This window comes from Vibrio hepatarius (assembly GCF_043642085.1).
Classification (GTDB): domain Bacteria; phylum Pseudomonadota; class Gammaproteobacteria; order Enterobacterales; family Vibrionaceae; genus Vibrio; species Vibrio hepatarius_C.
In genome coordinates this window covers 105,657-129,894 of the sequence record NZ_JBHZSA010000001.1, presented here as the reverse complement: position 1 = coordinate 129,894, position 24,238 = coordinate 105,657, and the positions used below count along the sequence as shown (strand labels likewise).

Here is a 24,238-nt window from a genome sequence, read left to right as displayed (position 1 = left end):
AATAAAATGGCTTCTATTTTCATGAGAATCGACGGCACGAAACCTAAGGGTGCAGCTACAGTAGAGAAGATTGGTGGTAAAGATGGCTTTTTTGCTATTGATACTATCACTTGGAATGCTGTGCGTGGCGTTGGTATCGACGTTGGTAATGCTAATAACGCTGACCAAGGTATGGTTGCGCTGGGTGAAGTAAACGTTACTCGTGGTTGTGACGGTGCAACACCTCACCTGACGACTTTCCTATACGCTCCAGGCGGCGAAGGTAAAACGGTAGAAATCGTTATGACGAAACCTAACCGTGAAGGTTCTGGTGCCGATCCTTACCTAATTCTTACTCTGAAAGCAGCTCGTATGTCTAGCTACAACATGGCAGCTTCAGACGGTACGCTACCAAACGAATCATTTAGCCTTACGTACACTGAAATTTCTAAGGCGTACTACATCGAAGGTGAAGGCGGCAAGATTGAGAAAGGTCCAGAAGTGGGCTTCGATGCAACTACGGCGAAAGTAACGTCTACAGCATCTTAATTAAATAAGGAGATCCATTGTGGCACTGAATTCCCAACACAAACGCGTAAGTAAAAACCGCGTAAGTATCACTTACGATGTGGAAACCAATGGCGCTGTAGAAACCAAAGAACTCCCATTTGTTGTTGGGGTAATTGGTGACTACTCGGGTCATAAGCAAGACAAAGAAGATGTCGAGGAACGCACTTTCTATAACGTAGACAAAGATAACTTTGACAACGTTATGAAGCGTGTTGGCCCTGAGCTAAGCATGAAAGTCGACAATGTTCTAGCTGACGACGATAGCCAATTTGAAGCGAACCTGACGTTCAATTCGATGAAAGACTTCGAACCTGAAGCGATCGTTGAACAGGTAGAGCCTCTTAAAAAGCTAGTAGAAACCCGTAATCAGCTAAAAGTTCTACTTTCTAAGGCCGACCGCTCTCGCGACCTAGAAAAGCTATTAAAAGAAGTTCTGCAAAGTGCAGATACCATCAACGCGCTATCTGATGAACTCGGCATTAAAAAAGAGGGAGATGAATAATGAGCACAGAAGCTGAAAACCAAACCCAAGCGGAAGCTGGCGCTGCCGAAGGTGCTCTGAGCTTCCTTGATCGAGCCATTGAAGCAACAACGCAAACACCTGCAGATACGACTAAAGAGCTTTTCTCTGTTCTAGCCGAGCAAGCTCTTTCCGGTACGGTAACGTGGGACAAGAACCTAACTAAGACTATTGAAAATGCGATCTCTGAGATCGACAAGAAGCTTTCTAGTCAGCTTTCTCAGGTTATGCAGCAAAAAGACTTCCAAAAACTGGAAGGGTCATGGCGTGGTCTACAGAAACTGGTAAAAGAAAGCGAACTTGGTCGCGACCTTAAAATCAAAATGGTCGACTACAGCCAAGAAGAGCTGTTAGAGCAGTTTGAAGATGCACCTGCTATTGACCGCAGCCCACTTTTCAACGCTGTATACCAAGGTGAATTTGGTACTGCGGGTGGTGAACCATACGGTACATTCATTGGTGACTATGAATTTAGTGCAAAAGATGAAGACGTTGCCCTACTTCGCTACATGGGTGAAGTTGCTGCAGCGTGTCACGCACCGTTCGTTGCTGCTGCCAATGCGCAAATGTTCGAATTCAATGATTTTACAACCTTCGACGAAGGTAAGCCAGTCGCGGCAGGCTTTGACTCACCAGCGTACGCCGCGTGGAACTCATTCCGTCAAAGTGACGATGCTCGTTACGTAACCTTAACGCTTCCTCGTACTATGGCTCGTTTGCCGTACGGCGCTAAAGGCCTAGGCACAAGCTTATTCGACTATGAAGAGCTTGGTACGGATATGGATGGTAATCCAAATCCAGCAAGTAATGACGAGCTTGTTTGGTCAAATGCTGCCTACGATTTGGGTCTGAAAATGACTCAAGCTTACACTGCATCTGGTTGGTGTACTTCGATTCGTGGTCTAGATAACGGCGGTAAAGTAGAAAACCTACCTAACCTTACCTACAAGACTGAAGCTGGTGACCTAGTTCAACAATGCCCAACAGAAGTTAACCTAACGGATGAGCGCGAAAAAGAGCTCAGCGACTTAGGCTTCCTACCGCTTGTTCACTATAAAAACAGTAACTACGGCGTGTTTATCGGTGGACAAACAACGCAGCAACCTAAGACTTACACAGACCCAGACGCAACAGCGAATGCTGCAATATCAGCTCGCCTACCGTACATCATGGCAAGTGGCCGTATCGCCCACTACCTAAAAGTGATGGGTCGTGACAAGTTAGGTTCGAACCTTGAAGCGCCAGATATCCAGCGTGAACTTCAGCTGTGGATCGATCAATACACCAACGCTGGTGCTATTGGTAACGAGCAGCGCGCGAAGACACCGCTTGCGGAATCTCGCATTGAAGTTGTAGAACAACCAGGTCGTCCGGGCGCATATTCAGCCGTCGCTCACCTGCGTCCTTGGCTACAACTTGAAGAGCTGACCACGTCAGTTCGTATGGTTGCCAAAATCCCAGGTTAATCATTGATAGGCCGGCTCGTCCGGCCTTCTTTTCCCATTATTTTTCAAGGACGATGTTGGATATGAATCTTGATTCTAAATGGCAGCTCGACTTTACCTTATTAGACAGCACAGAGAGCGACTTTTTATTAGAGTCTCTCTCTATGTTGTCTGATGTGATGCCTGATGCGTTATCAAGCAAAGGGCAGCTCATCAGTAGTGTTTCTCACCTTATAGTCGAACTCGATAAAAAAATCTCGCAGCAGATGGATCAAATCATCCACCATGATGACTTTCAAAATCTCCATTCAAGTTGGTTAGGTTTAGAAGGCCTAGCAAAGCTGCCGGTGAGCAAGCAAAGGACTAAACTTAAGCTGCTCGATATGTCGTGGGAAGAAGTTTCTAGCGATGTAAATCAAGCCTATACGATCAAGGCAACTGATCTATTCAACAAGATTGGCAACCGAGAACTGAATACCCTTGGGGGACAACCTTTTGGCTGCATGATGTTCACTCACAAGATCTCTTTAGATATGGATTTCGACGCCGACTATGACGACCTCTTCACTTTAGAACTTCTCAGCAAGTTAGGTGAAATGACCCTCTGTCCGATGCTGTTCTCTCCATCTGATGATTTTTTTGTCCAATCGACGGCTGATTGGCTGTCCGATACTAAGCGAATCAACAAAATCCTTCACGGCGAAGACTATCAACCTTGGCAAGCATTAAGAAATAAAACTTCCTCAAAGTTTCTTGGTTTAGTCATGCCGTCAATTCGTATGCGTAGCCGATACGAAAATGAAAAAGTTGGCTTTATCTATAACGAGTCTGGTCAAGGTCTATGGGGAAACGCGACGTTTGCGTTTGTTGCAACCATTATGCGTGAATACCACCGTGTGAATTGGTTTGGTTTTCTAAAATCACGCTGGAATGATAAATCACAAGGTGCTTTGGCGAATATTGACCTTCATACCAGCCAGTTTCTAAATCGACCAGAAACCGACGTAGTTTTATTTGGCCAAATATCGACCTTCTATGCGCAAAATGGCTTTATTCCGCTGACAAAAAGTGTCTTGAGCGAAAAGTTCTATTTTAACGGCAATAACTCTATTTGGTTGAGCGGCGGGACAGATAACGAGAAAGTTCTGACCCAGATTCAAACCAGTTTAATGTCTTGCCGTATTGCCCATTACTTGAAAGTACAAGTGCGTGAAATGATCGGTAGCTTCAATACCGCAGCGGAATGTGAGCTGTTCCTGACGCATTGGATCGAAAAGTTTTCCAGCAATGTCTCTTTTGCAAATGAAGAGACACTGTCCAAGTACCCACTGAGTTTCGCTAAGGTTTCTATTGCCGAGTCACCGCACAGTGCGGGCAGTTTTTCTTGCACATTACGAATGGTCCCTCAATACCAATACGATCACTTCTCTGGTGAGGTTGTCCTGACCACAGAGTTTGATGAGGTAGCGTAATGAGCTTTTGGCAGGCATTTATTCAACCGACAGACTCCTCAACGTCAAACGCTGACATTGAGGATATCAAGTATCATTTAACTCGCCTTCTCGAATCAGAAGCGTCTCTTGTCGATATCGATGACCGCTTCACTGAGCTTCAACGTTCTAACTTTCGTTTTGGCATTGAAGATGTTCAATTGCTGAGCGCCAGCCTAGACCAAACTCAGCTCGCGCTTCGTTTAGAACGTTACATCACCCACTTCGAGCCAAGACTGACCAAGGTATTAGTAGAGCTAGGCGAACGTAAAGAAAATGAAAATGCGATTGCGTTCAGCATTGTGGCAAAAGCGAAAACAGAACAAGGGCAGAAAGATCTGATCTTTGACTCAAAAATATCCCTGAACAATTTAAAAACCATAATGACGGAGGACAGTTATGAGTGATCCGTTATTGCGCTATTACGAACAAGAACTGACATTAGTACGTCGTGCCCTAGGACAATTTGGCCAGCAGCATACCGGGCATGCCGAGCGCCTAAAAATACACCAAGGGAAAATTGAAGATCCAAGCCTTGCACGATTACTTGATGGCGTCGCGTTACTCAACGCCTCTGTAGAGAAAAAGCTCTTCGACCAACTCCCTGAAGTTATCGAGGGGCTGTTAGGTGTGCTCTACCCTAGCTATATTCAAACAATACCAAGCGTTGCTTACTTAGAGCTTGGCGAAGACGCGGATCTTGCTGAATCAACATTGCTGCCAAAAGGCTCTCAGTTTAATGCAACAGCGCAAGGTAAAGACTGCGTATTTACAACCGTCGATGACCTTCAGACTAAACCGTTTTCAATTATTGATACTTACGCCTCGAGCGCGCCTTTTAAATTCAATCGTCCTCGTGGTACCGAACTAACCACTGGCGTGATTCAAATTAAGCTCTCAACTCAGGATCCGGACACTCACTTCAGTTCCTTAGATTGCGATAATCTCGACCTGTTTGTTCAAGGCTTCGAAAATAACGCCGATTCGCTTGTCGAGTTGTTGCTGGCAGAGACTCAAGCAATCTCTGTGTCTGATGTTAGTTGCGAACATCACGTCGTACTGGATACAGCAAACTTATCAAGTCGTGTCAGTGATGAAGACTTTCGTTTTCTGCCACAAAAAGGCAATCAGTTTTCCGGCTACCAGTTAGTGAGCGAGTTTTTCTTCTTTAAAGAAAAACGTCAGTTCTTCCGCATCAAAGAATTCAAAAAAGCATTAGCAACATTTGATCAGTCAGAGATTGTACTCAACCTGTTCATGCATAGCTTGCCAACAGAGTTTATCCGACTGTTCGACCGACACGTATTTAAACTAAACATTGTTCCAGCCATTAACTTATTCGATAAAACTGGTGAACCGACTAACTACGACCAACGTAGCTTAAGCGTTCCTGTTAATGCGGACGCACATAGTGATGACGATATCGAAATCGTCGAAGTCAAAGAAGTGTTTGAAATCACCTCTATGGGTGAAAAGCCTTTAGTACCACTCTTCAAAGATAGCTACCGCTCTAACAAACGAGCAGACCACTGGCAATGTACTCGCGACAGCAACAATGAGTTCCGCCTGGCGATTAGTTTAAACAACCAGCAAGAGCTGGAATTTAACCGACTATATGGCACACGGTTACTATGTACTAATGGGAAGGTGGCCTGCTCCGTTCAAGGCAGTTTCGAATGTTTAGAAAGCATCAACTTACCCGGAGAGTTCTACGCCATATATCCACCTTCAGCACCGATAGCGAGAGAACAAGATCCTCATTTACACTGGCAGTTTGTTGCATTGCTCAACGCTAACTTTTCCTCTTTATTGCACAATGAACAGCCTGCTGAAGCCTTAAAGCAAATGCTACGCTTATGCAGTCGCAGCCAGCTCCCCGCGGACGAAATCCAAACGATCCGCGATGTGACATTGCGTTCTCAAGTTTCAGCACTGCGCATATTAGGCAAAAACGTCTTTTGCCCCGGCACTGAAATTGAAATCACACTCGATACACAGAGCGGCTTCTTAGCCTTTAGTGACGTATTAAATCGCTTCTTCCAGCAGTACTGCAGCTTCGATCGATATATCCAGCTCTCTATTCGCGTCTATGGACGAGACGGTTTCGTAAAACGCTACCCTAAATACCATGGAAGCCAATACGCGCTTTAAGTGGCATAGGAGTTAGCATGAACATAATTAAAGACCTTAGCCAAAACCCTCAACAATACGACTTTGCTCAAGCAATGCGTATGTTGTCTCACTTTATCGAAAGTTCAGAAACTAGAGTTCAGCTCGTACTTAAAGCTGAAGCGATGCCAACCGGTGACGCAAGCGAGATCCAATACTTCTCGTTAAAGAACAATAAGGCTAAATTCCGGCTAGCGAAGCAAGCGCTGTCTGGCGTAAAGGGCGTCATTCCCTATTACATTTATGAAGAGTTATTGCTGGCACTGCATGATGATGACCATGCATTAAAAGACTTTCTCGACGTTTTTAATCAACGCTACTTTGAGCTTGTTGCACAACTAGAGAGCAGACAGTGGTTATTGGTTCAAAATGAACTCGACGCAGATAAAACACAGTTGTTGCATCACATTGCTGCGCTAGAGGAAGAGCACGCTCACCTGTTTCAATACTCACTATTACTCAACCAGAATAGTCGTAGCCTGAGTAGCCTCAAACAAATTCTCAATAATTACTTTCCGTATGAAATTGATGTAACAAGCAAACACTTTGAGCGCAGAAAGTTGCCAAGCGACTCCCTCACTCGCTTAGGGACGAACCAAGCATACAACAGCAAAATCGGCCAAGGGTTCTTGATTGGGCAAACCTGCCTAACCCATTTTACTCATTTGATCGTATCAATCAGACCAGCCAATGAGCAGGAGTTATTGGATATTCAAAACGATACCATGCTGGCAGATTGTATGAAAACGTTGATCCAACATTACTTAAAAGACAACACACCAGTTTCGATTTATCTCGAGGTAAAACGAGCCTACCTCGCTCGCCCTAAGCTGTCCTCAAATATGAATCAAGCTGCAAAACTCGGTGAGGTAGATTGCCTCGCACCAGAACGAAAACCTCAGCAAAGGATTCGTATTTTGCTCAAATAGGAGCGTTCAGTGGCTGTAATGCTCTGAACAATCGAAATACAAGGATAAATGTATGACACAAGTAACCTTAACTAATTTAGTCGCCAAGCTATCTTCAGAGCTTAAACAAGCTTTAGAAGTGTCTGCAGGTGCCGCCATGAACCAAGGTGTTGCTTCAATTGAAGTCGAGCACTGGCTACTACAACTTATCTCTCAACAAGATGCGAACTTAAATAGCCTGATTCAATCGCAGAACTTATCGCAAGAGAACCTTGTGAATGAGCTTTCTAGCAAAATAGCTCGGCTACCTAAAGGTAATGAAGGCCAGCCAACACTTAGCCATGGTTTAACCGAATTAGTGAAAGATGCTTGGATGCTTGCGTCAGTCAACTATGGTCACGGAGAAATCATCAGCCTCCACTTAGTTCAAGCTTTACTGCAGCAAAACGTACTAGGTGTGAATACCCTTCAACTCGATAGCTTGCAGTCTGTTTCTCTAGAATCCCTGCAGGGGCTGATTAACAAAACGGCCGTTGCTCGCTCGAAAACGTCCACGTCCGCTGAAGCTGTTGCCAATGGTCAACCAAGCGGAAATGATGCATTAAGTAAGTACACGGTCAATCTCACTCAACAAGCGATCGATGGCAATATCGACCCAATTTCCGGCCGTAACGCTGAAGTGAGAAAAGCGATCGATATCCTTTGCCGTAAACGCCAGAACAACCCCATTATGGTTGGTGAACCCGGTGTTGGTAAAACCGCTGTTGTCGAAGGTCTTGCGCTTCGTATCGCGGCAGATGAAGTACCCGGCGCACTTCAAGGGGTTCAAATCCACTCGTTAGATTTAGGTCTTCTTCAAGCTGGCGCCAGTGTTAAAGGTGAATTTGAAAACCGCCTTAAAGATGTCATCAATGAAGTCAAAAACAGCGAAGTCCCTATCATTGTCTTTATTGATGAAGCACACACCCTAATTGGTGCTGGCGGCGCTGCTGGTCAAAACGATGCAGCTAACTTGCTTAAACCTGCGCTAGCTCGCGGTGAATTCAAAACCATCGCTGCGACTACATGGGCGGAATATAAGAAGTACTTTGAAAAAGACCCTGCACTGACTCGTCGATTCCAAGTGGTTTCAATTGAAGAGCCAAACGCAGAAGACGCGAAACAAATGCTGCGTGGCGTGGCAGTCTCTTTACAAAAACACCATGGCGCATTTATCGCGGAATCAGCGATTGACGCTGCGGTACATTTGTCAATCCGCTACCTTCCAAGTCGTCAGCTGCCAGATAAAGCGATTAGCTTGCTTGATACTGCAAGTGCGCGAATTGCGCTTACTCAGGGCGCAAAACCTGAAGTGATTGAGTCGCTAGAGCAAACTATTCGTTACCAGAACAATGAAAAAATCGCGCTCGAAAAAGAGAACGCGCTATTTGGTATCGCTGAAGAAGAAATCGCTGAACTCACAGAGACAATCAAAGCCAACGAAGCAGAGTTAGCCGCTTTAAATACTCGTTGGGAACAAGAAGTCGAACTGGTTGATAAAATCAAAGCGCTACAAGAAGAAATCAGCCAAGCTGACGACAGTGACGCCCCTGATCTGACTAAACAGAAACAGCTTAATGACACGCTTGATGAATTAGCAACACTCCAAGGTGAGCAGCCTTTAGTGAATGCAATGGTTGACGACAATACTATCGCCCAAGTGATTGCCAATTGGACCGGAATTCCTGTCGGCAATATGATGAGTGATGAGATCGCTCGACTACTCTCACTGGAAGAAGAACTTGATAAGCGTGTTATTGGTCAAAACGTTGCCAAACAAGAGCTCGCCAAAGCGATTCGTATTTCACGTGCTGGTCTTACCGATAGCCGCAAACCGATCGGTGTATTTCTAATGTGTGGCCCAAGTGGTGTAGGTAAAACTGAAACCGCTATGGCGCTTGCGGAGCAGTTATACGGTGGTAGCAACGATATGACTATCATCAACATGACTGAGTTCAAAGAAGAGCACAAAATCTCTATGTTACTAGGCTCGCCTGCCGGCTATGTTGGTTTTGGTGAAGGTGGTGTATTAACAGAAGCGATTCGACGTAACCCATATTCAGTATTATTGCTTGATGAAATGGAAAAGGCCCACCCAGGCGTTCACGACTTGTTCTATCAGATTTTTGATAAGGGTCATATTAAAGACAGTGAAGGCCGAACCGTGGACTTCAAAAATACCATTATCATCATGACCTCTAATGCGGCTGACCAAGCAATCTGTGACGCCTGCGAACAGCAAGATGAGCGAATGAGTAACGAACAGCTGCTAGAGAGTATTCGCCCTGATCTTCAGCATTACTTCAAACCAGCATTCTTGGGACGTACCACGATTGTGCCTTACTACCCACTCAACGACGAAGAGTTAGCGAAGATTACTGAAATTTCTCTCAACCGTATCAAGAAAAAACTAGCAGAACAGTACCAAGCTAGCTTTACTTGGGATGAAGGCTTTATCGACTTTGTGGTAGGTAAAAATACTGACCCAACGACAGGCGGCCGCGCAGTTGAACAGATCATCAACCGCTCCTTAATGCCAAAATTAGCCGAAGAATGTATCACTCGCTTAAGCCAGCAGCAGCCTATTACTCAAGTTTCAGTGGTCTCAGCAAGCAATGCGTCAGGCTTTGAGCTAACTATTAACTAATCATATGGCCAAAGGAAAAGTCGTCATGGATAAGCACCACAACAGTAAATCACAATCGTTTTTCTCGTTACGAGTAAAGCTTGTGCTAGCAATTATTGCTGTGTTGCTCTTTTCCAATGGCCTAAACACAACGTTAAATTATCTCAACTTTGAAAAGCGGTTAACTCAAACGAGTGACTCCACATATCAAGTTGTCCTTAGCGAAACAGACAACGATATTAAACAAGCCATGAGCTTGGGTTTACCGCTATCCGCTATTTCAAACATTCAATCTTTGTTAGAGCGTCGCCTCGCGTTAGTAGACGGGATCAGTAAAATTGAGGTATTGGATAAGAATGGCATTGCTCACTACTCTGCCGGGAAAAACATTGCATCTGAACGTATGATCAGTGCCGACATTTCCAATACATTCGGACAAAAAGAAGGACAATTAAACCTTTATTATTCAACCATTTATTTAGACGACATTAAAACTAAGTTATTAACACAGCAAGTAATGGACACGTTGCTTTGGGTGCTCGTTACCTCGTGTATTGGCTATTTTGCGCTGAATCTCGGCTTAGACTTTCTACTCAAAAAAATACACGCAACACGTAATGTGCTTAATGAGCAAAACGTCAATGATGAACAACGCATCGAGAACGCGTACAAAACATTTTTCAGTTCAAATGGTAAAAGTAAGTGGCAACAACTGCGTGATAACTACTTTCCGCTAATGATTATTTTTCTTGCGATCTTACTGACCTTTACTTCGAACATTGGCAGCTCGTATCAGGCGCTAGATAAGTTCTCTGCCACTTATCAAACTCAGCTTGAACAGAAATCGCACGTCATCGGCGACACCTTATCAAGCATGATTCAACGACTTCTGAAACAAGGTGTCCCACTGGATCGCTTATATGGCTTAGAAGACGAATTTTCTTCGTACATTACCCAGCACCCGGAACTACTATCCATTCAGTTACAACAATCGGGTACCGATCTGTATCAATACCCGAAACAGATCGTCGTTAGCCAATCGATGATGGCATCACAATTGCCGATTGATGATTCTGTCGGCATCGAACTGATGATGACAACAGATACCAATATTATCCCTCAGCTACTGGAAGAGAGCCTGATGGATATGATCACTGTCCTCATTGCCTCGGCATTAATCGTGATTGAAATTATCCTCTTTGCGTGTAATTTCATGATCATTAAACCTTGGCACCAAATAAAGCAGCTACTTAGAAACGCTAAGCAAGGCCAGGCTGAATGGGTAGCGCAGGTATCAACCAAAGATGAATTGGGTAACATTATTGACTCGCTCAACATCATCACGCAGCGTAAACTACCTAATGACAAGCTAACCGTCCGTAGCTCGCAAGACTATCGCTTTATTCGACTGCCACTGTTTATGTTGGTTTTTGCAGAAGCCGCGTCATTAGCCTTTTTCCCAAACTTTGTAGCGAGCCTTTCCCACTCTCAGTCGTGGATTCCAGAGAGCTTAGTGACCAGTCTGCCGATCTCACTGTTTATGTTCTGCTGGGCGATTTCACTACCTTTTGCGGGCTATTGGTCAGACAAAGTAGGTCGCAGGAAGTCTCTCATTGTCGGCGGCTTAGTCACGAGTTCAGGCCTAGCACTTACCGCTTTTTGTCACACATTAGAGTTGCTGCTATTAGTGAGGGCTTATACTGCAGTTGGCTACGGTATCGTCTTTATTTCAGCGCAGGGCTATATCACAGATACCACTACAACCAAAAACCGCACCAAAGGTATGTCGACCTTCTTGTCAGCATTCTTTGCGGGCTCTTTATGTGGTGCTGCCATTGGCGGGATTGTCGCTGACAAACTTGGCTACAACGTGACCTTCTTGCTTGCAGCGGTACTTGCTTTAGCGAGCGTGTTGTTTGTGGTCAACTTCTTTAGCCACGGCAGTTCTAACTCGGAAAGCAAACCCGTTAGCCTTAACGATTTTAAAGTCCTGCTAAGTAACAAGTATTTCGCGTTAATTACTTTTTGTAGTGCGATTCCATCGAAAGTCGTTTTAACCGGCTTCTTATATTACTTATGTCCGGTTTATCTCCAGTCTCTTGGTGAGAGCAGCGCGGTGTCAGGTCGAGTGATGATGAGCTATGGCTTAGCGATTATCATCATTTCGCCGTTAAGTGCTTTCCTTGTTGATCGCTGGAATAATAAAATTCGCTTCATCGTTATTGGCGGGCTGTTATCCGCACTCGCATTGATAAACATCATGATGCTACCGGGCACACTCGGTTTGTTGCTTATCGTCATCATGATTGGTGTGGCGCACGGCATCAGCGTTTCCCCTCAAATTCCTCTAGTGATGGAGTTACTTGCTCATGAAGGACTCGATAAAGGGAAAACCATTGGTATCTTCCGCCTAACCGAGCGCATCGGCAATATTACCGGCCCTATGCTAGCAGGTTTAAGTTTAAGCCTGTTTGGCTACCAAGATACGATCGTATTGTTTGGGGTAACGCTGTTTATCAGCTCTGCAATGTTGGTCATTTTCTACGCTCTATTTACTAAGCGCGATCGGGCACATTTGGAGGTAGCAAAATGAAAAGATTAGTCTGGATTTTTCTCGTATTACTACTGCCGCTGACCAGCAGCGTTCACGCGTCACAAAGCGAGCCTAAGCAAGTCGTCATGCTACTTTGGCGTGGTGTGACTGATGCTGAGCGTGGATTTATGGAGTACTTGTCTAGTAAAGTCGATGTCAAATACACTCTACTTGATGCAAAACGCGACAAAGCGACGTTGTCTCAATACGTTGAGAATATCGAGCAGTACAACGCAGATTTGATCTACACCTTTGGCACCACTACCACATTGACGCTGCTAGGTACTGAAAACAAACCGAGTAAGTTCCGCACCAACAGTGACACGCCAGTTGTATTTAGCATTGTTACCGATCCTGTCGGTTCAAAGATTGTCTCAAGTACAACGGAGTCAACACGCAACTTTACTGGTGTAAGCCATATCGTCCCTCATCAGGTGCAATTTAATGCGATTCAGAAACTGCCCAATGTCGACACTATGGGTATCGTTTTCAATCCGTTAGAAAACAACGCAGTGATTACCGCGCGCAAGATTCAAATGCTTTCGGCGAAGTTTGGTATGGACGTCTACCTATACCCTCTTCGCACAAAAGACAGTAAGCCAGACTTAAGCTCACTTTCATCAGTTATTGATACCATGCTTGAAGATAAAGTTCAGCTTGCTTATCTGCCGCCCGACTCTTACATCATCAGTCAAGGTAAAGGCATCGTCGATAGTTTGCATAAACATGGCATCGCTACATTCTCCGCAACTGAGTCTCCGATTCGCAAACATAACGCTTTATTTGGTATTGTTAGCCGATACTATAACGTCGGCGAATTTGCCGGACACAAAGCAGAGCAAATTTTGACCCAAAAACGCGCTCCACAAGAGGTCGCCATAGAGCCCTTGAGCCAGTACTCCTATATTGTAAATATCGGTGCAGCTCGTACATTGGATTACTATCCTCCTGTTTCTATTCTAAAAATTTCCGAGCTTATTGGAGGGAATGAATGGCAAGAATGATTCCGAGTTTTACTTTCTGCCTAATGATTATGTTATTCAGCCTGAAATTCAGTGCTGATGCTTTTGCTCAACCTACTTTTGGCCCTTCTCGTCTGTTATTAACGACTCAAGACTGGCCTCCGTATCAAGAGTATAAACACGGACAAATGCAAGGTATTGCCCTAGACCGTGTCAAATGTGCGCTAGGAAAAATGGGGCAACCTTACCAACTGACAATGACGACTTGGTCTGACGCGCAATTACGTGTCCATAGTGGCTCTCAGCATGCCTTTTTTGTTGCGACACAAACGGCTGAACGTGATGACTACGCTACCCTATCGGCCCCAATCGCACAACAAGAGCTTATGTGGTATTTCGGCCCTGGGGTTGAGCCTAAAATCAATGAGTTGTCAAAGTTAAACCTTAAGTTCTCTGCCAAGTTTGGGTCGAATAAGTGGTTTTGGCTAAAACGTAATGGCTACAATGTAGTCAAACAGCCACGAGATGCTAAAGTATTACTAAAGCTTTTAAAACAAAGGGAAATTGATATCGTACTTGAGGATAAACTCGTGTTTCAAGGAGAGTTAGATGAAGCTGACCTACCGAGCGATTATTTTCAGTCTAAAACCCATGAAACTAAACCTATGGGTGTCTATTTTTCAAATCGTTTCCTAAATAAGTATTCTGGTTTCTTACCTGCATTTAATGCAGCGGTTTCAAAATGTGAGAGGTAACTAGTGGCTATCAGCATTCACCTGATTTCTGTACCCACTGAAGAGGTTGTCACCTCTAGAGTTGTGTATTTTCCTGAATCAGGAGGCACTATTGGTCGTGCTCCTGATTGTGATATTTCTTTATCAGACCAAACGAAACGTATTTCGCGATTGCATGGTGAAGTGCGTTTCACGGAGCGTGGCTACGTCTATATCAGTCGTGGTCAAAATAGCGCTGCGCTAAATGATAAACCGCTTAGCCAAGACAAAGAGTATCCACTCAGCGATGGGGATATTCTTAAGATTGAAAACTATACCATGTTGGTCTCTACGCTCGTATCGTCAACTGATATAGCCCCAGAAGCGCAGATTGATGACCCATTGCTAAAGCCATTCGAGTTAGATCTTAATGACGATACCGACTTTCTTGAACAAGAAAGCGTACCTGAGCTTTCGAAACAAGCGAGCAGCTTTTCTCATAAAAATGTCTTAAGCGATGACCCATTTGCCGCCGACCCTTTTGAAGATATTGATAACGAGGAAATCGCCCAGCACGTCGAAGTCGATGAAATCGCGCATAACGAGGCATACAAGCAAAGCTCTGACCTAGAGTTTTTTCCATTGGATACACCCAATAACTCTCACCTCGAAGCTTCGATTGAGAAACTACTGATCCAATCAGAAAAGAATCAACAATATTTGCAAAACCCGATGCTTCATCATGACGCCCTGTTTGATGCTCTTGAAAAGACTGTCGACCAATTTCTAAATGAGTTTGCGCCTCAGGAACTTGAGTCGCAATTTAGTGAATACATTTCAGGTGGTTTGTTTAGTAATAAAGACAAACGCTACTGGAAGATTTATCGCAAACACTTCCAGCATCGTCAGCAAAATGGAGACTTCCGTCGCCAGTTTAAAGCACTGTTTATGGAAAACATGCAAAAACAGCGAGAGGAAAGTTAATGGCAAAGTGGTTTTGGGCACTGGCAGTATCACTCTTGGTTGGGTGTTCGTCTGATCCAGTGCCTGTAGTGTCGCAATATACGTTGGCGATCTCTTCTGACGATACCATGAATCCGTCTGAATCAAATCAGGCAAATCCAGCGGTCGTGCGTCTGTATCAACTTACAGATGCGCAAATGTTCAAGCAGTTGCCATTTATTGATTTGTACAATGACGACGTCACTTTGCTAAGCGCCAACTTGGTATCAAAGCAAATTCTGCCGGTCGTATTACCGAACAGTAACTTAACACAAACTTTGGACATTAATTCCACGACCCAGTATGTCGCAATCTTGGTCGAGTTTGTTGATTACCAAAATAGTGAGGCAAAGGCATTTTCCACTTTGCCTCTTGAAGATGAGCAATTCCTACAGCTCACAATCGAAGGGGCGAAAGCCTCATTAAACATTGTCACACCAGATTCGAACTGGTGGCAGATATTTTAGTCAGTAGATAGGGAAATTACGTGGACGCGTTTAAAAAAGTAGTATGGCAAGAAGGCATGTTCATTGCCCCACAACATTTTCAGCAGCAAGATCGTTACGTACAGAATTACGTTAGACAAAACGTCGAGACGCTTGCTGGCTTTGCTCCCTTTTATGGTGTAACTGAACTTACAATTAATCATGATTTGCTTAAGATTGGCAAACTCTCAATAACCACCAGTGCGGGCGTATTTCCAGATGGGACTCACTTTGAAGTCAATCATGAAGTCGCTCGCGATGTACCGGAAAATAGTATTGAAACTGTTGTTTACCTTGCTCTACCTATCTCCTTACAAGGCAATAACGACTACGGGCAAGAGCAGTCAGATCAGGGTCGCTATCTAACTCGCACTGTCAACGTATTCGATACATCAACATCAGAAAACGCCAGTGTAGAGATAGACATTGCACACCTTAACATCTCTTTAAAACTGCAAGGTGAAGACACCTCAGGCTTTACCTTAATTCCTGTCGCTAAGATTTTGGAATGTACCGAATCGGGCGAGATTATTCTTGATCGCGCTTTTATTCCTGCATGTTTACACTTTGGTGCATCGCAATTGTTGATTGAGCGAATTAAAGAAATCCACGCGCTCACCTCTAATCGCGCTACGACCCTGCTACAACGAATTCAAGCAGGCGAAGGGCAAAAAAGCCCTCAGTCAATGATGCACGATTACTTATGGCTGCAAACGCTCAATACATGGTTACCGTGGTTCGACCTCACGATTGCTAATTCAAAACTTCAGACTCATGAAGTTTATGGAGAGTTACGCAAATTTGAAGCGCAAATCATGGCGTTGACCCCTGCTATCCCGGAGCCGTGTCGTCAGCTCCAGTACCATAAGATGTATGAAAGCTTTAACCCGCTATTCTCGTCACTACGTAATATGCTCACGCTCGTCCAGCAAGATTCTGTACTCGAGTTTCCTTGGGACACGACATTATTTGAAAAACGTCGCTTACTGCGCAGCCTAATCAAAGATACAGCAAGCATTGCTAATCGCAGATTTGTCCTCTCGGTCAAATCAACCATTAGCAGCGCTGAGCTTAATGAACTGTTCCCTATCGCAGCGAAGCTAAGTAACAACTCGCGCATTGTAGAAATTGTTCGCAATGGACTATCGGGCATTTCCTTAACTCCACTACCGGTTACCCCGAGTGAGTTAAAACCTACACAAGGTACGGCTTACTTCGAAATCGATACCTCTGACCGAATGTGGTTGGAGATGTTGGAAAATCGAGATGCTATCGCCCTTCATGTAGACACACGAATAGCGGATCTTGACGTGATGCTCTATGCATTGAGATAACGCCATGGATTACTTGGATGAAGAAACGCTCGTATGGGATGCTAAACAAGCAGACTTTGTGAGCAAAAATGATGAAGCCTCAGGTGACTCTTGGTCACCTGTCGATGCCAGCCGTGGGCGCGGCGAATTTTTGCATTACTTCGATAAAGCAGAGAATCAACTGTTTAATATCAGTAGTGAGCTTCTGGCCATCACCCTAAAAATCTCGACACTACCGGAACCAGAAGATGTCGCTAACCTGCGCCAACAACTGGTCGAAAGTATCAACGATATTAAGACCAAAGGCGCAGAGCTCACCTACCCCGTTGCCGTTATTGATAAGCTGTGCTTTCTATACGCAGTCGTGCTAGATGAATTGATCATCTACAGTGAATGGGGCGAGTCTCGCGGTTGGGAGAATAAAACCTTACTCAGTGAACTGTTTGGTATGCGTAATGGTGGTGAGCTGTTTTTCACCGTTGCAGAGAAAGCGCTTCGCCAACCCCATAAAATGATCGACCTTTTAGAGATCATTCATATATTCCTTAATATCGGCTTTAAAGGTCAATATCGAGAATCAGGCAGCGAACAGTTAAAAGCGTTTATCCACCAGCTTGAACAGGTACTCAGTCGTTATCGACAGCCTGGCAACATTCATTGTCATAGCCGCACCAAGCTACCAAAGGCACGCAAGCCTACCAGAAGAAAGCGCTATTTCGTTACAACCGTGTTCTTTGTATGTCTGATCGCGACAATCGTGACACTCACTTACTTTTGGTACGATAAGACACACTCCCAACGAGCTCGTGACTTCTATAATCTACCTGACTTTAGCGCTCGTTACGTCTTGTCCGGTGAGGTGAATGACATCGTTTTTGTTAGTGAAGATTCCGATCTCGACGCTGCGCCGAAAAAAGCCAGTAAAGTTGAAATGGTCGAAGCGACACCGCCAAGTAATCTTGCAACCAGTTATTCATCGTGGTTAGTTCAGTTAGCAACCTTTAAGCAAGGTAATAACGCAACCAAGTTTGTGGCCAACCTATCCCCTTCGAAATACGAACCTGTGATTGACGAATTTGATTCTTATTACCGCGTGATCGTGCGCAGTGATTCGTCGTCTCAAGCTATCGAAATTAAAAAATGGTACACAGAGCACGACAAACTTACTCCGATCATCGTCAGAAACACCCATTCTGATAACAAAAATAATAAAGAGGCAGAATAACGATGAGCGAAAAAATACCCACTCAGAATAAGAGTAGTAAGCGAAGCATTGTTTGGTCATTGCTCATCGCCCTACTTACTCTAATGATTGGCGGCGGACTAACTTGGTGGTTTGGCTACCCAGAGCACCTTATTAGCGGCATCGTTATTACACTGCTAAGCGGCATTATACTTGCGCTGCTTTGCTATTGGCTGATGCAACGTAAAGGTAAACAGAAAGCGAAATCTAGCCAAGAAACCTTATTGATTCAAAAGCGCAGCAAACTGTTAGCCCAACACTTTAAACGCATGCTTAACGTACAAAAACGTAAGAAGCGGTTAAACAGTCGATATGACCAGCCGATTTATCTATTGCTGAGCGACGAACCAAGTAAAGATAAAAGCATCATCACTCAGATGGGTTATGAGGCATATAAACTCGACGATTTTGGTAATGATGTCGAGTTCCCAATTCTATTTTGGTTAAGCGAACACTCAATTTTAATCTCATTGAGTATGGGTGAAGATCAACAATCTGAGTATCTCAAAACTCTATGCCGTTGCTTGAACAAATGGCGACCACGTCAAGCGGCGAACGGTATTTTGCTGACAACTGAAGTGTCAATGTTGCTTGAAAATAGAGAGCTGCTTACCCAAAAAGCGGACGAAGTGAAGTCAACCATTAAGACATTCAATGACGCCTTAGGTCTCAACTTACCTATCTATAACTTAATCAACAACATGGGGCAAATTAACGATTTCTGTCAGTTTTTCTCAGCCTTTGACGAATCAAAACGCAACGAAGTGTTCGGTGCAACTTCCCCAGTACTTAAAAACGGTGGTGTCGATGCCGATTGGTTCAACGACGAGTACGATCATTTAATTGGCCAACTTATCGCAAGTACCAGCACTGCTCTCGCTTCTCAATTGAATCAGGAGTTTCGTAATTCTATCTGTGCAGCGCCCTATCAATTTGGACTCCTGAAGCAGACTCTGTGGCACTTCTTACAACGCCTTTATCGTGGAGATCAACTCAATAACGGCCTTAACTTTAGAGGTTTCTACTTCACTCATAGCGGCTCAAGTGAAAAGCAATATGACCTCCTAGCAAACGTCGTCAATGATTCTCTTGGCAATGAGAAGTTCCAGCAACAACAGCAAACACCAGTAAACCAATCCTTGTTTGCGCAGCACATCATGAGTCATGTGATATTAAACGAACATGAATTGGTGGGTGTAAACCGCAAAAAAGAGAACCTATTGCTGATTTGGCAAGGCGCTTACACGATCTTTTGTGCGCTTACTTTGGTCGCCATTCTCGCTATTCTTAAGTTTGACTTTGACTACCAGAATGCTCGCGAAACCCGCGCAGACAATATGCTTGAGCATTACAAAGAAGCGATCGCTGCATCACCCTACGATATTGAGAATATGGCGGATAACATTCCGAACTTGTATTCTCTTAATCGAATTTACGCACTCTACTTACGCCCAGACCCGTGGTATACCTTGCCGTTTATGCCAAGCTCGACGATTAAACAAGAGGTAGAAAATGCCTATTTTACTGAGCTTGCTAAAGTGCTTATTCCTTCAATGGAAAATACGTTAGAAAAAGACTTGTTCGTCTACGTAAACCTCGAAGACCAAGCTAAGACGCTGTCGCTGCTTAATAACTATCGCCTACTGTTTGATCCAAACAGAACAAATATCGAAGAGCTTAAGCTGTATTTTATGTCTTCTCTGCGTGATCAAGGGGCAGCTGACAGTGTTAATCTAGCTCAGCTCAAAGTGTTGCTTGATGACGTTTTTGCTCAAGATCTCGTGCCAGTTAAGCCTAATTTTGATCTAGAAAGCCTGGCGAAAAAAGTCATCAATCAAACCGGGATTGAGACGCTTCTCTATGAGCATATCCTCAATTCATCAACTTATTCTAAACGTGTTGATGTCAGACAAGAGCTTGGAGAGAACTTTTCTCAGTTGTTGAGCTTCTCTCCGAACTACGTCGGTTACTTAGTCCCTTACCTGTTTACTCCGTCAGGATTTAACGAGCTCGATCTTTCTGTCGACTCAGCAATTCTGCGCGAAGCATTGCAAGCCTACGAAGGTGTAGCAGGAAGCTCTCCAAGTGCATTAGAAATGTACCGCGTGAGTCGTGACTTAAAGCAGATGTATCAAACCGATTACATCAACTACTGGCGTGATTTCGTCAACAATGTTCAGGTAAACGAAATCAATAGCCCTGATACCTTAAAGTCGACTCTATCGGTACTGACTACCGCATCTAACAACCCTCTCGCGCAGCTATACAACACCGTTAGTAAGTACACGTCGGTAGAAATCGAACTGCCGAAAGAAACAGAGGAAGGTGCACAGCCTCCGCAGCAAGATGTTGAGAAGAAAGAGACGGCTCGTCAGATATACATCGCGTTTACACCGTATCACAAGCAAGTTACCGCCTCAAACCAAGATATAAAGCCGATTGATCAATTGCTGAGTCAGTTTACTGCGCTCGAAACTTGGTTAGACAAGTTCTTTACTGCGGATAACCCTCAGCAAGTTGCCTTCAATTCCCTAACGGCCGAACTGAAAGTCAGTAACCCAGTGTCTACTGTCGCGGGTATGGAATCGAGTCAACCAGCAATATCCGCGGCGATCATCAAAGGTGTGGCGAACCAAACCAATGAAATGGTCATGCAGCTTGCCCACGGCTACTTAAACAACGCTTGGCAGTCAGAGGTCTTCCAAACCTATCAAAACACAATTGCCGCCTATTATCCTTTTAATCGAGCTTCTTCTGTCGACGCGTCTACGAGCGACGTGAAGACATTCTTCCAAAATAACGGAGTTTTGGATGCCTTCTATCAGACAAAGCTAAAAGGCTTCATTACTGATGAACGTTCACCGTTCTTACCGGGTCTATTGCCAAATAGTGGCCTAGCTTTGGACCCGAATGTTTGGCAAATGATCAATAAAGCAGAAGATATTCGTAACGCGTTGTTCTTAAGTGACCCGCAAAACCTATCGCTGCAGTTTCAGCTCAAAGCGCAAGAGATGAGTGCGAACCTGACTCAGTTCTCCATCAATGCAGAGAAGTCACTGTTTAGCTACCGTCACGGGCCTCGCCTTTGGAGTAAACAATCGTGGTCAGCGAGTGACTTAGATAAGGACACCATTAGCTTTAGGTTACTCTCTCAAGGTAATCAAATCGCGAATGAAACCTTCAATGGAAGCTGGGCTTGGTTTAGGTTGATTACACCTAGAGTCGTATCAACGACATCACAAACGACTCAAGTTAAGTTCTCGTATAGTGATAGCGAAGTCGAGTTGAACATTAAGACACAAGGACAAAACAATCCATTTGTGCCTAATTTCTTCTCTGCATTTTCGCTTCCGTCGAGTATTTAATGCATGGCGCGTATCACTGAGGAAATAGACCCAACAGACGGGTATGAGCTCCTGTTTAGAGCATTGGGGTTGTCTCAATGCTCTAGTCTCAGTCAATCCGTGTATAAAGGCCATAGCCAAAGTCATGGTTGGGTATGCCTTAAGATCGCAGAGACATCTCTGGCAAAAGCGCAACTGACAAGTGAAATTAGGTTCCTCAGTGAGCATCAAAGCCCCTATTGGCCAACATATCTAGCCTCTGGAAACGACGCCTCTTATGATTGGCTATTGCTGTCATTTGAAGAAGGTGTGGTACTAAGTACATCTGGTCTTGAGTTACCTGAAATAAACTCACTACTCGAATCGCTGCAAAATGCGCTTAACCATTTGCACTCATTCGGTTACATCCATGGTGATATCAAACCAGCCAATATTCTTATCACTCACGATAGAAGCATCAGACTTATCGATTTCGGCAGCGTCTTACCGATTGGCGTAAATTACACCTCTTTCCCACACAGCTCTATATCACCAAGGTTTAGCGCGCCCAATCCACACTTTCGCCAAGGGTGCACGCATGCGAAGGATGATTTTTTCTCGATAGCAGTGTCCGCCCAAAGCTTGTATCAATGCCACCCATTTCAAATGCAAAGCATCATCTCTTTTTGCCAACAAACCAGCGAACCTGATACTAGCGCCCTTCCAGCTCGTTATCAGATGCTAATTTTACAATCCATTACCCGTGCGCAACGACTTCTCGCTAAGCCGCCCATTCAATAAATAATTTTGGTAGGTACTTGGGCACAATTCCCCTATTTATTAGAGTGTTACTAGAATCGTTGAATCTGTGATTACCTGCCGGACCAAGATGTAATTCATAAAATTAATAGGTAAAAGTTAATTGATATGGATTCCGAATTTAGGAACTTTACTCTAATTAACATTTTATTAACCTTGTGTTTCAGCAACCATGGGGGGCTTATTTAATACAAGGAGTCACACATGCAAGTAAGCATTACAACAACAAAAACAATTCTCGCCAGCGTTATCAGTGCTACCCTGCTATCTGGATGTTATTGGGATGATCCTGAAAAAGCGGCGAAACACGTCAGTAATAAAATCGACCGAAAAGCAGTAGTAGAACACCTTTCCGAGCTAGAGGGACGCGCATCAGTTACTACTGATGGCAACTCTACAACTCGTGCAGCAGGAACCGACGGTTACAAATACTCAGTTGAATACATCATCGAAACCATGCAAGACCACGACTACAACGTCAGTGTTCAAGAGTTCGATTTCCGAGCGTGGGAGGAACTTGCTGGAACGTCACTTAATGTCGCTGGCGTAGAACTAGTAGGCGTTAGAACTGTGGCAGAAGGTCAAGAAGCCGATTTTGCAGCGATGTCATATTCAGGTAACTCAAACGGCACGATTAGCGCAACTGCAGCTTTTGTCACTCCCGACTTCCGCTTTGATGCCGCTGACTACGACAGCACCGATGGCTGTGAAGCATCAGATTTCGATGGTCTAAACGTTCAGGGCAAAGTTGCTGTCATTCAGCGTGGTGGCTGTAGCTTTGACGCAAAAGTCATCAACGCTCAGAACGCTGGAGCAAAAGGCGTCATCGTATTCAACCAAGGTAATAGCGAAGGCCGCACCAGTGTCGTAAATGGCACGTTGGGCAGTGATAGCGCGGCGACGATTCCCGCTTTCGGCGCACGCTTCGATCTTGGTAAGCAGTGGTATGACGCAAGCCAAACTGGCGACGTTAATGTCGTTTTGAACATCAACGTTCAAGATGAAATGGTCGTAACGCAAAACATCATCGCCGAAACCAAAGGGGGTGATGACAGTCAGATCGTCATGCTGGGTGCTCACCTAGATTCCGTTCCTGAAGGTCCAGGAATCAACGACAACGGCTCGGGCACCGCTGGCCTATTAGAATATGCAGTAACACTTGCTGAACTTAAAGCGCCAGTAAAAAACAAAGTACGTTTCGCATGGTGGGCAGCTGAAGAAGCCGGGTTAGTCGGATCTGAGTACTATACCAACGAGCTCTTTGGTCCGCTATACAATCAAGCGCAGCAAGACATCTTGGCTCAGTTTGAGCTTGAGAATCCAAGTCAGTTCACCCCAGAACAAATTGAAATGGTTGAAGCGCGTTACAATGAGCTCAACAAAATCAAGCTTTATCTAAACTTCGATATGATCGGGTCACCAAACTACGTCTTCGGCGTAATGGATGGTGACTTATCTGATACGAAAGACAGTCCTGATAATGCTTACACGGGTGACTTCACTCCTCCATTCGGCACTTCTCACATTGAGTCCAAGTTCAATGACTTCTTTGATAACAAGAAAGAAGGCACTGTACCTCAAGCACTTTCAAAACGTTCAGACTATGCAGGCTTCGCTGATTGGGGTGTGGCGTTTGGTGGTTTGTTTACCGGTGCTGAAAAAGTGAAATCAGCCGAAGAAGCTGAGCTATTTGGTGGAGAGATCGACGTTGCGTACGATGTCTGTTACCACAAAGCATGTGATGACTTAAACAACATCAGCCAAAAAGCGCTGTATGTAAATACCCAGTCGCTCGCATACGTTACTACCTTCTACGCATTTAGTCAGCCAATCTTCCCTGAGCAACAAGCAGAGCCTGCGCCACAGGTACGCACGTTTAGTGCTGATGTCGAACCTGTCGATAAACTGCGTATTGGTGAGAAGCTAAAAGCGGCAGACAGCGTCTCTGACCATGATCACTTCCACGGTGATTTTGACCAAGACCGCAAATAACTTCCCGCCCCTTTCTATGGCAAGCCGCACTATACAAGTGCGGCTTT

At 44.6% G+C, this 24,238-nt stretch carries 18 protein-coding genes; all 18 read left to right on the top strand.

What is annotated here, in order from left to right:
• Window positions 1–6: 6 nt before the first annotated feature.
• Window positions 7–528, top strand: coding sequence for an Hcp family type VI secretion system effector (locus ACHUFZ_RS00615; RefSeq protein WP_004413924.1), 522 nt, complete (start codon window positions 7–9; stop codon window positions 526–528).
• A gap of 19 nt (window positions 529–547) precedes the next feature.
• Complete coding sequence (gene tssB / locus ACHUFZ_RS00610; protein ID WP_053441626.1) at window positions 548–1,051, top strand: type VI secretion system contractile sheath small subunit; 504 nt, start codon at window positions 548–550, stop codon at window positions 1,049–1,051.
• The gene (tssC, locus tag ACHUFZ_RS00605; RefSeq protein ID WP_004413922.1) at window positions 1,051–2,535 is read left to right on the top strand and encodes a type VI secretion system contractile sheath large subunit; all 1,485 of its coding nucleotides are present in this window, start codon (window positions 1,051–1,053) and stop codon (window positions 2,533–2,535) included. The genes tssB and tssC overlap by 1 nt, the downstream gene beginning before the upstream one ends.
• A 62-nt stretch (window positions 2,536–2,597) precedes the next feature.
• Complete coding sequence (locus ACHUFZ_RS00600) at window positions 2,598–3,986, top strand: type VI secretion system contractile sheath domain-containing protein (protein WP_394125424.1); 1,389 nt, start codon at window positions 2,598–2,600, stop codon at window positions 3,984–3,986.
• Complete coding sequence (tssE, locus tag ACHUFZ_RS00595; protein WP_394125423.1) at window positions 3,986–4,411, top strand: type VI secretion system baseplate subunit TssE; 426 nt, start codon at window positions 3,986–3,988, stop codon at window positions 4,409–4,411. The genes ACHUFZ_RS00600 and tssE overlap by 1 nt, the downstream gene beginning before the upstream one ends.
• Window positions 4,404–6,155, top strand: a complete 1,752-nt coding sequence (gene tssF / locus ACHUFZ_RS00590) for a type VI secretion system baseplate subunit TssF (RefSeq protein WP_394125422.1) — start codon at window positions 4,404–4,406, stop codon at window positions 6,153–6,155. Before tssE ends, tssF begins: the two co-directional genes overlap by 8 nt.
• A gap of 17 nt (window positions 6,156–6,172) precedes the next feature.
• Window positions 6,173–7,102: a type VI secretion system baseplate subunit TssG gene (locus ACHUFZ_RS00585; RefSeq protein ID WP_394125421.1), complete on the top strand. Its 930-nt coding sequence runs from the start codon at window positions 6,173–6,175 to the stop codon at window positions 7,100–7,102.
• A gap of 52 nt (window positions 7,103–7,154) precedes the next feature.
• On the top strand, window positions 7,155–9,767 hold the full coding sequence (tssH, locus tag ACHUFZ_RS00580) for a type VI secretion system ATPase TssH (RefSeq protein ID WP_394125420.1): 2,613 nt from the start codon (window positions 7,155–7,157) through the stop codon (window positions 9,765–9,767).
• 25 nt (window positions 9,768–9,792) lie between these two features.
• A complete protein-coding gene (locus ACHUFZ_RS00575; RefSeq protein ID WP_394125419.1) occupies window positions 9,793–12,339 on the top strand; it encodes an MFS transporter in 2,547 nt (848 codons plus the stop codon).
• The gene (locus tag ACHUFZ_RS00570; protein WP_394125418.1) at window positions 12,336–13,343 is read left to right on the top strand and encodes an ABC transporter substrate-binding protein; all 1,008 of its coding nucleotides are present in this window, start codon (window positions 12,336–12,338) and stop codon (window positions 13,341–13,343) included. Before ACHUFZ_RS00575 ends, ACHUFZ_RS00570 begins: the two co-directional genes overlap by 4 nt.
• On the top strand, window positions 13,340–14,056 hold the full coding sequence (locus ACHUFZ_RS00565) for an ABC transporter substrate-binding protein (protein WP_394125833.1): 717 nt from the start codon (window positions 13,340–13,342) through the stop codon (window positions 14,054–14,056). The genes ACHUFZ_RS00570 and ACHUFZ_RS00565 overlap by 4 nt, the downstream gene beginning before the upstream one ends.
• A gap of 3 nt (window positions 14,057–14,059) precedes the next feature.
• Complete coding sequence (locus ACHUFZ_RS00560; protein WP_394125417.1) at window positions 14,060–14,998, top strand: FHA domain-containing protein; 939 nt, start codon at window positions 14,060–14,062, stop codon at window positions 14,996–14,998.
• Window positions 14,998–15,483, top strand: coding sequence for a type VI secretion system lipoprotein TssJ (gene tssJ, locus ACHUFZ_RS00555; RefSeq protein WP_394125416.1), 486 nt, complete (start codon window positions 14,998–15,000; stop codon window positions 15,481–15,483). Before ACHUFZ_RS00560 ends, tssJ begins: the two co-directional genes overlap by 1 nt.
• Window positions 15,484–15,503: 20 nt before the next feature.
• Complete coding sequence (gene tssK, locus ACHUFZ_RS00550) at window positions 15,504–16,835, top strand: type VI secretion system baseplate subunit TssK (protein WP_394125415.1); 1,332 nt, start codon at window positions 15,504–15,506, stop codon at window positions 16,833–16,835.
• A gap of 4 nt (window positions 16,836–16,839) precedes the next feature.
• Window positions 16,840–18,039 carry a type IVB secretion system protein IcmH/DotU gene (icmH, locus tag ACHUFZ_RS00545; RefSeq protein WP_394125414.1) on the top strand — a complete coding sequence of 400 codons (1,200 nt, stop codon included), beginning with the start codon at window positions 16,840–16,842 and terminating at the stop codon, window positions 18,037–18,039.
• A gap of 2 nt (window positions 18,040–18,041) precedes the next feature.
• The gene (tssM, locus tag ACHUFZ_RS00540; protein WP_394125413.1) at window positions 18,042–21,422 is read left to right on the top strand and encodes a type VI secretion system membrane subunit TssM; all 3,381 of its coding nucleotides are present in this window, start codon (window positions 18,042–18,044) and stop codon (window positions 21,420–21,422) included.
• 3 nt (window positions 21,423–21,425) lie between these two features.
• Entirely contained in the window at window positions 21,426–22,181 is a 756-nt protein-coding gene (locus ACHUFZ_RS00535; protein WP_394125412.1) for a protein kinase domain-containing protein, read from the top strand.
• Window positions 22,182–22,403: 222 nt separating this feature from the next.
• Window positions 22,404–24,191, top strand: a complete 1,788-nt coding sequence (locus tag ACHUFZ_RS00530; RefSeq protein WP_394125411.1) for a M28 family metallopeptidase — start codon at window positions 22,404–22,406, stop codon at window positions 24,189–24,191.
• Window positions 24,192–24,238 lie beyond the last annotated feature (47 nt).

Excerpts from the sequence above, each read along its gene's own strand:
- ACHUFZ_RS00615 (WP_004413924.1), top strand. The coding sequence starts at position 7 with ATGGCTTCTATTTTCATGAGAATCGACGGCACGAAACCTAAGGGTGCA.
- tssC (WP_004413922.1), top strand. The coding sequence starts at position 1,051 with ATGAGCACAGAAGCTGAAAACCAAACCCAAGCGGAAGCTGGCGCTGCC.
- ACHUFZ_RS00600 (WP_394125424.1), top strand. The coding sequence starts at position 2,598 with ATGAATCTTGATTCTAAATGGCAGCTCGACTTTACCTTATTAGACAGC.
- tssE (WP_394125423.1), top strand. The coding sequence starts at position 3,986 with ATGAGCTTTTGGCAGGCATTTATTCAACCGACAGACTCCTCAACGTCA.
- tssF (WP_394125422.1), top strand. The coding sequence starts at position 4,404 with ATGAGTGATCCGTTATTGCGCTATTACGAACAAGAACTGACATTAGTA.
- ACHUFZ_RS00585 (WP_394125421.1), top strand. The coding sequence starts at position 6,173 with ATGAACATAATTAAAGACCTTAGCCAAAACCCTCAACAATACGACTTT.
- tssH (WP_394125420.1), top strand. The coding sequence starts at position 7,155 with ATGACACAAGTAACCTTAACTAATTTAGTCGCCAAGCTATCTTCAGAG.
- ACHUFZ_RS00575 (WP_394125419.1), top strand. The coding sequence starts at position 9,793 with ATGGATAAGCACCACAACAGTAAATCACAATCGTTTTTCTCGTTACGA.
- ACHUFZ_RS00570 (WP_394125418.1), top strand. The coding sequence starts at position 12,336 with ATGAAAAGATTAGTCTGGATTTTTCTCGTATTACTACTGCCGCTGACC.
- ACHUFZ_RS00565 (WP_394125833.1), top strand. The coding sequence starts at position 13,340 with ATGATTCCGAGTTTTACTTTCTGCCTAATGATTATGTTATTCAGCCTG.
- tssJ (WP_394125416.1), top strand. The coding sequence starts at position 14,998 with ATGGCAAAGTGGTTTTGGGCACTGGCAGTATCACTCTTGGTTGGGTGT.
- icmH (WP_394125414.1), top strand. The coding sequence starts at position 16,840 with ATGGATTACTTGGATGAAGAAACGCTCGTATGGGATGCTAAACAAGCA.
- tssM (WP_394125413.1), top strand. The coding sequence starts at position 18,042 with ATGAGCGAAAAAATACCCACTCAGAATAAGAGTAGTAAGCGAAGCATT.
- ACHUFZ_RS00535 (WP_394125412.1), top strand. The coding sequence starts at position 21,426 with ATGGCGCGTATCACTGAGGAAATAGACCCAACAGACGGGTATGAGCTC.
- ACHUFZ_RS00530 (WP_394125411.1), top strand. The coding sequence starts at position 22,404 with ATGCAAGTAAGCATTACAACAACAAAAACAATTCTCGCCAGCGTTATC.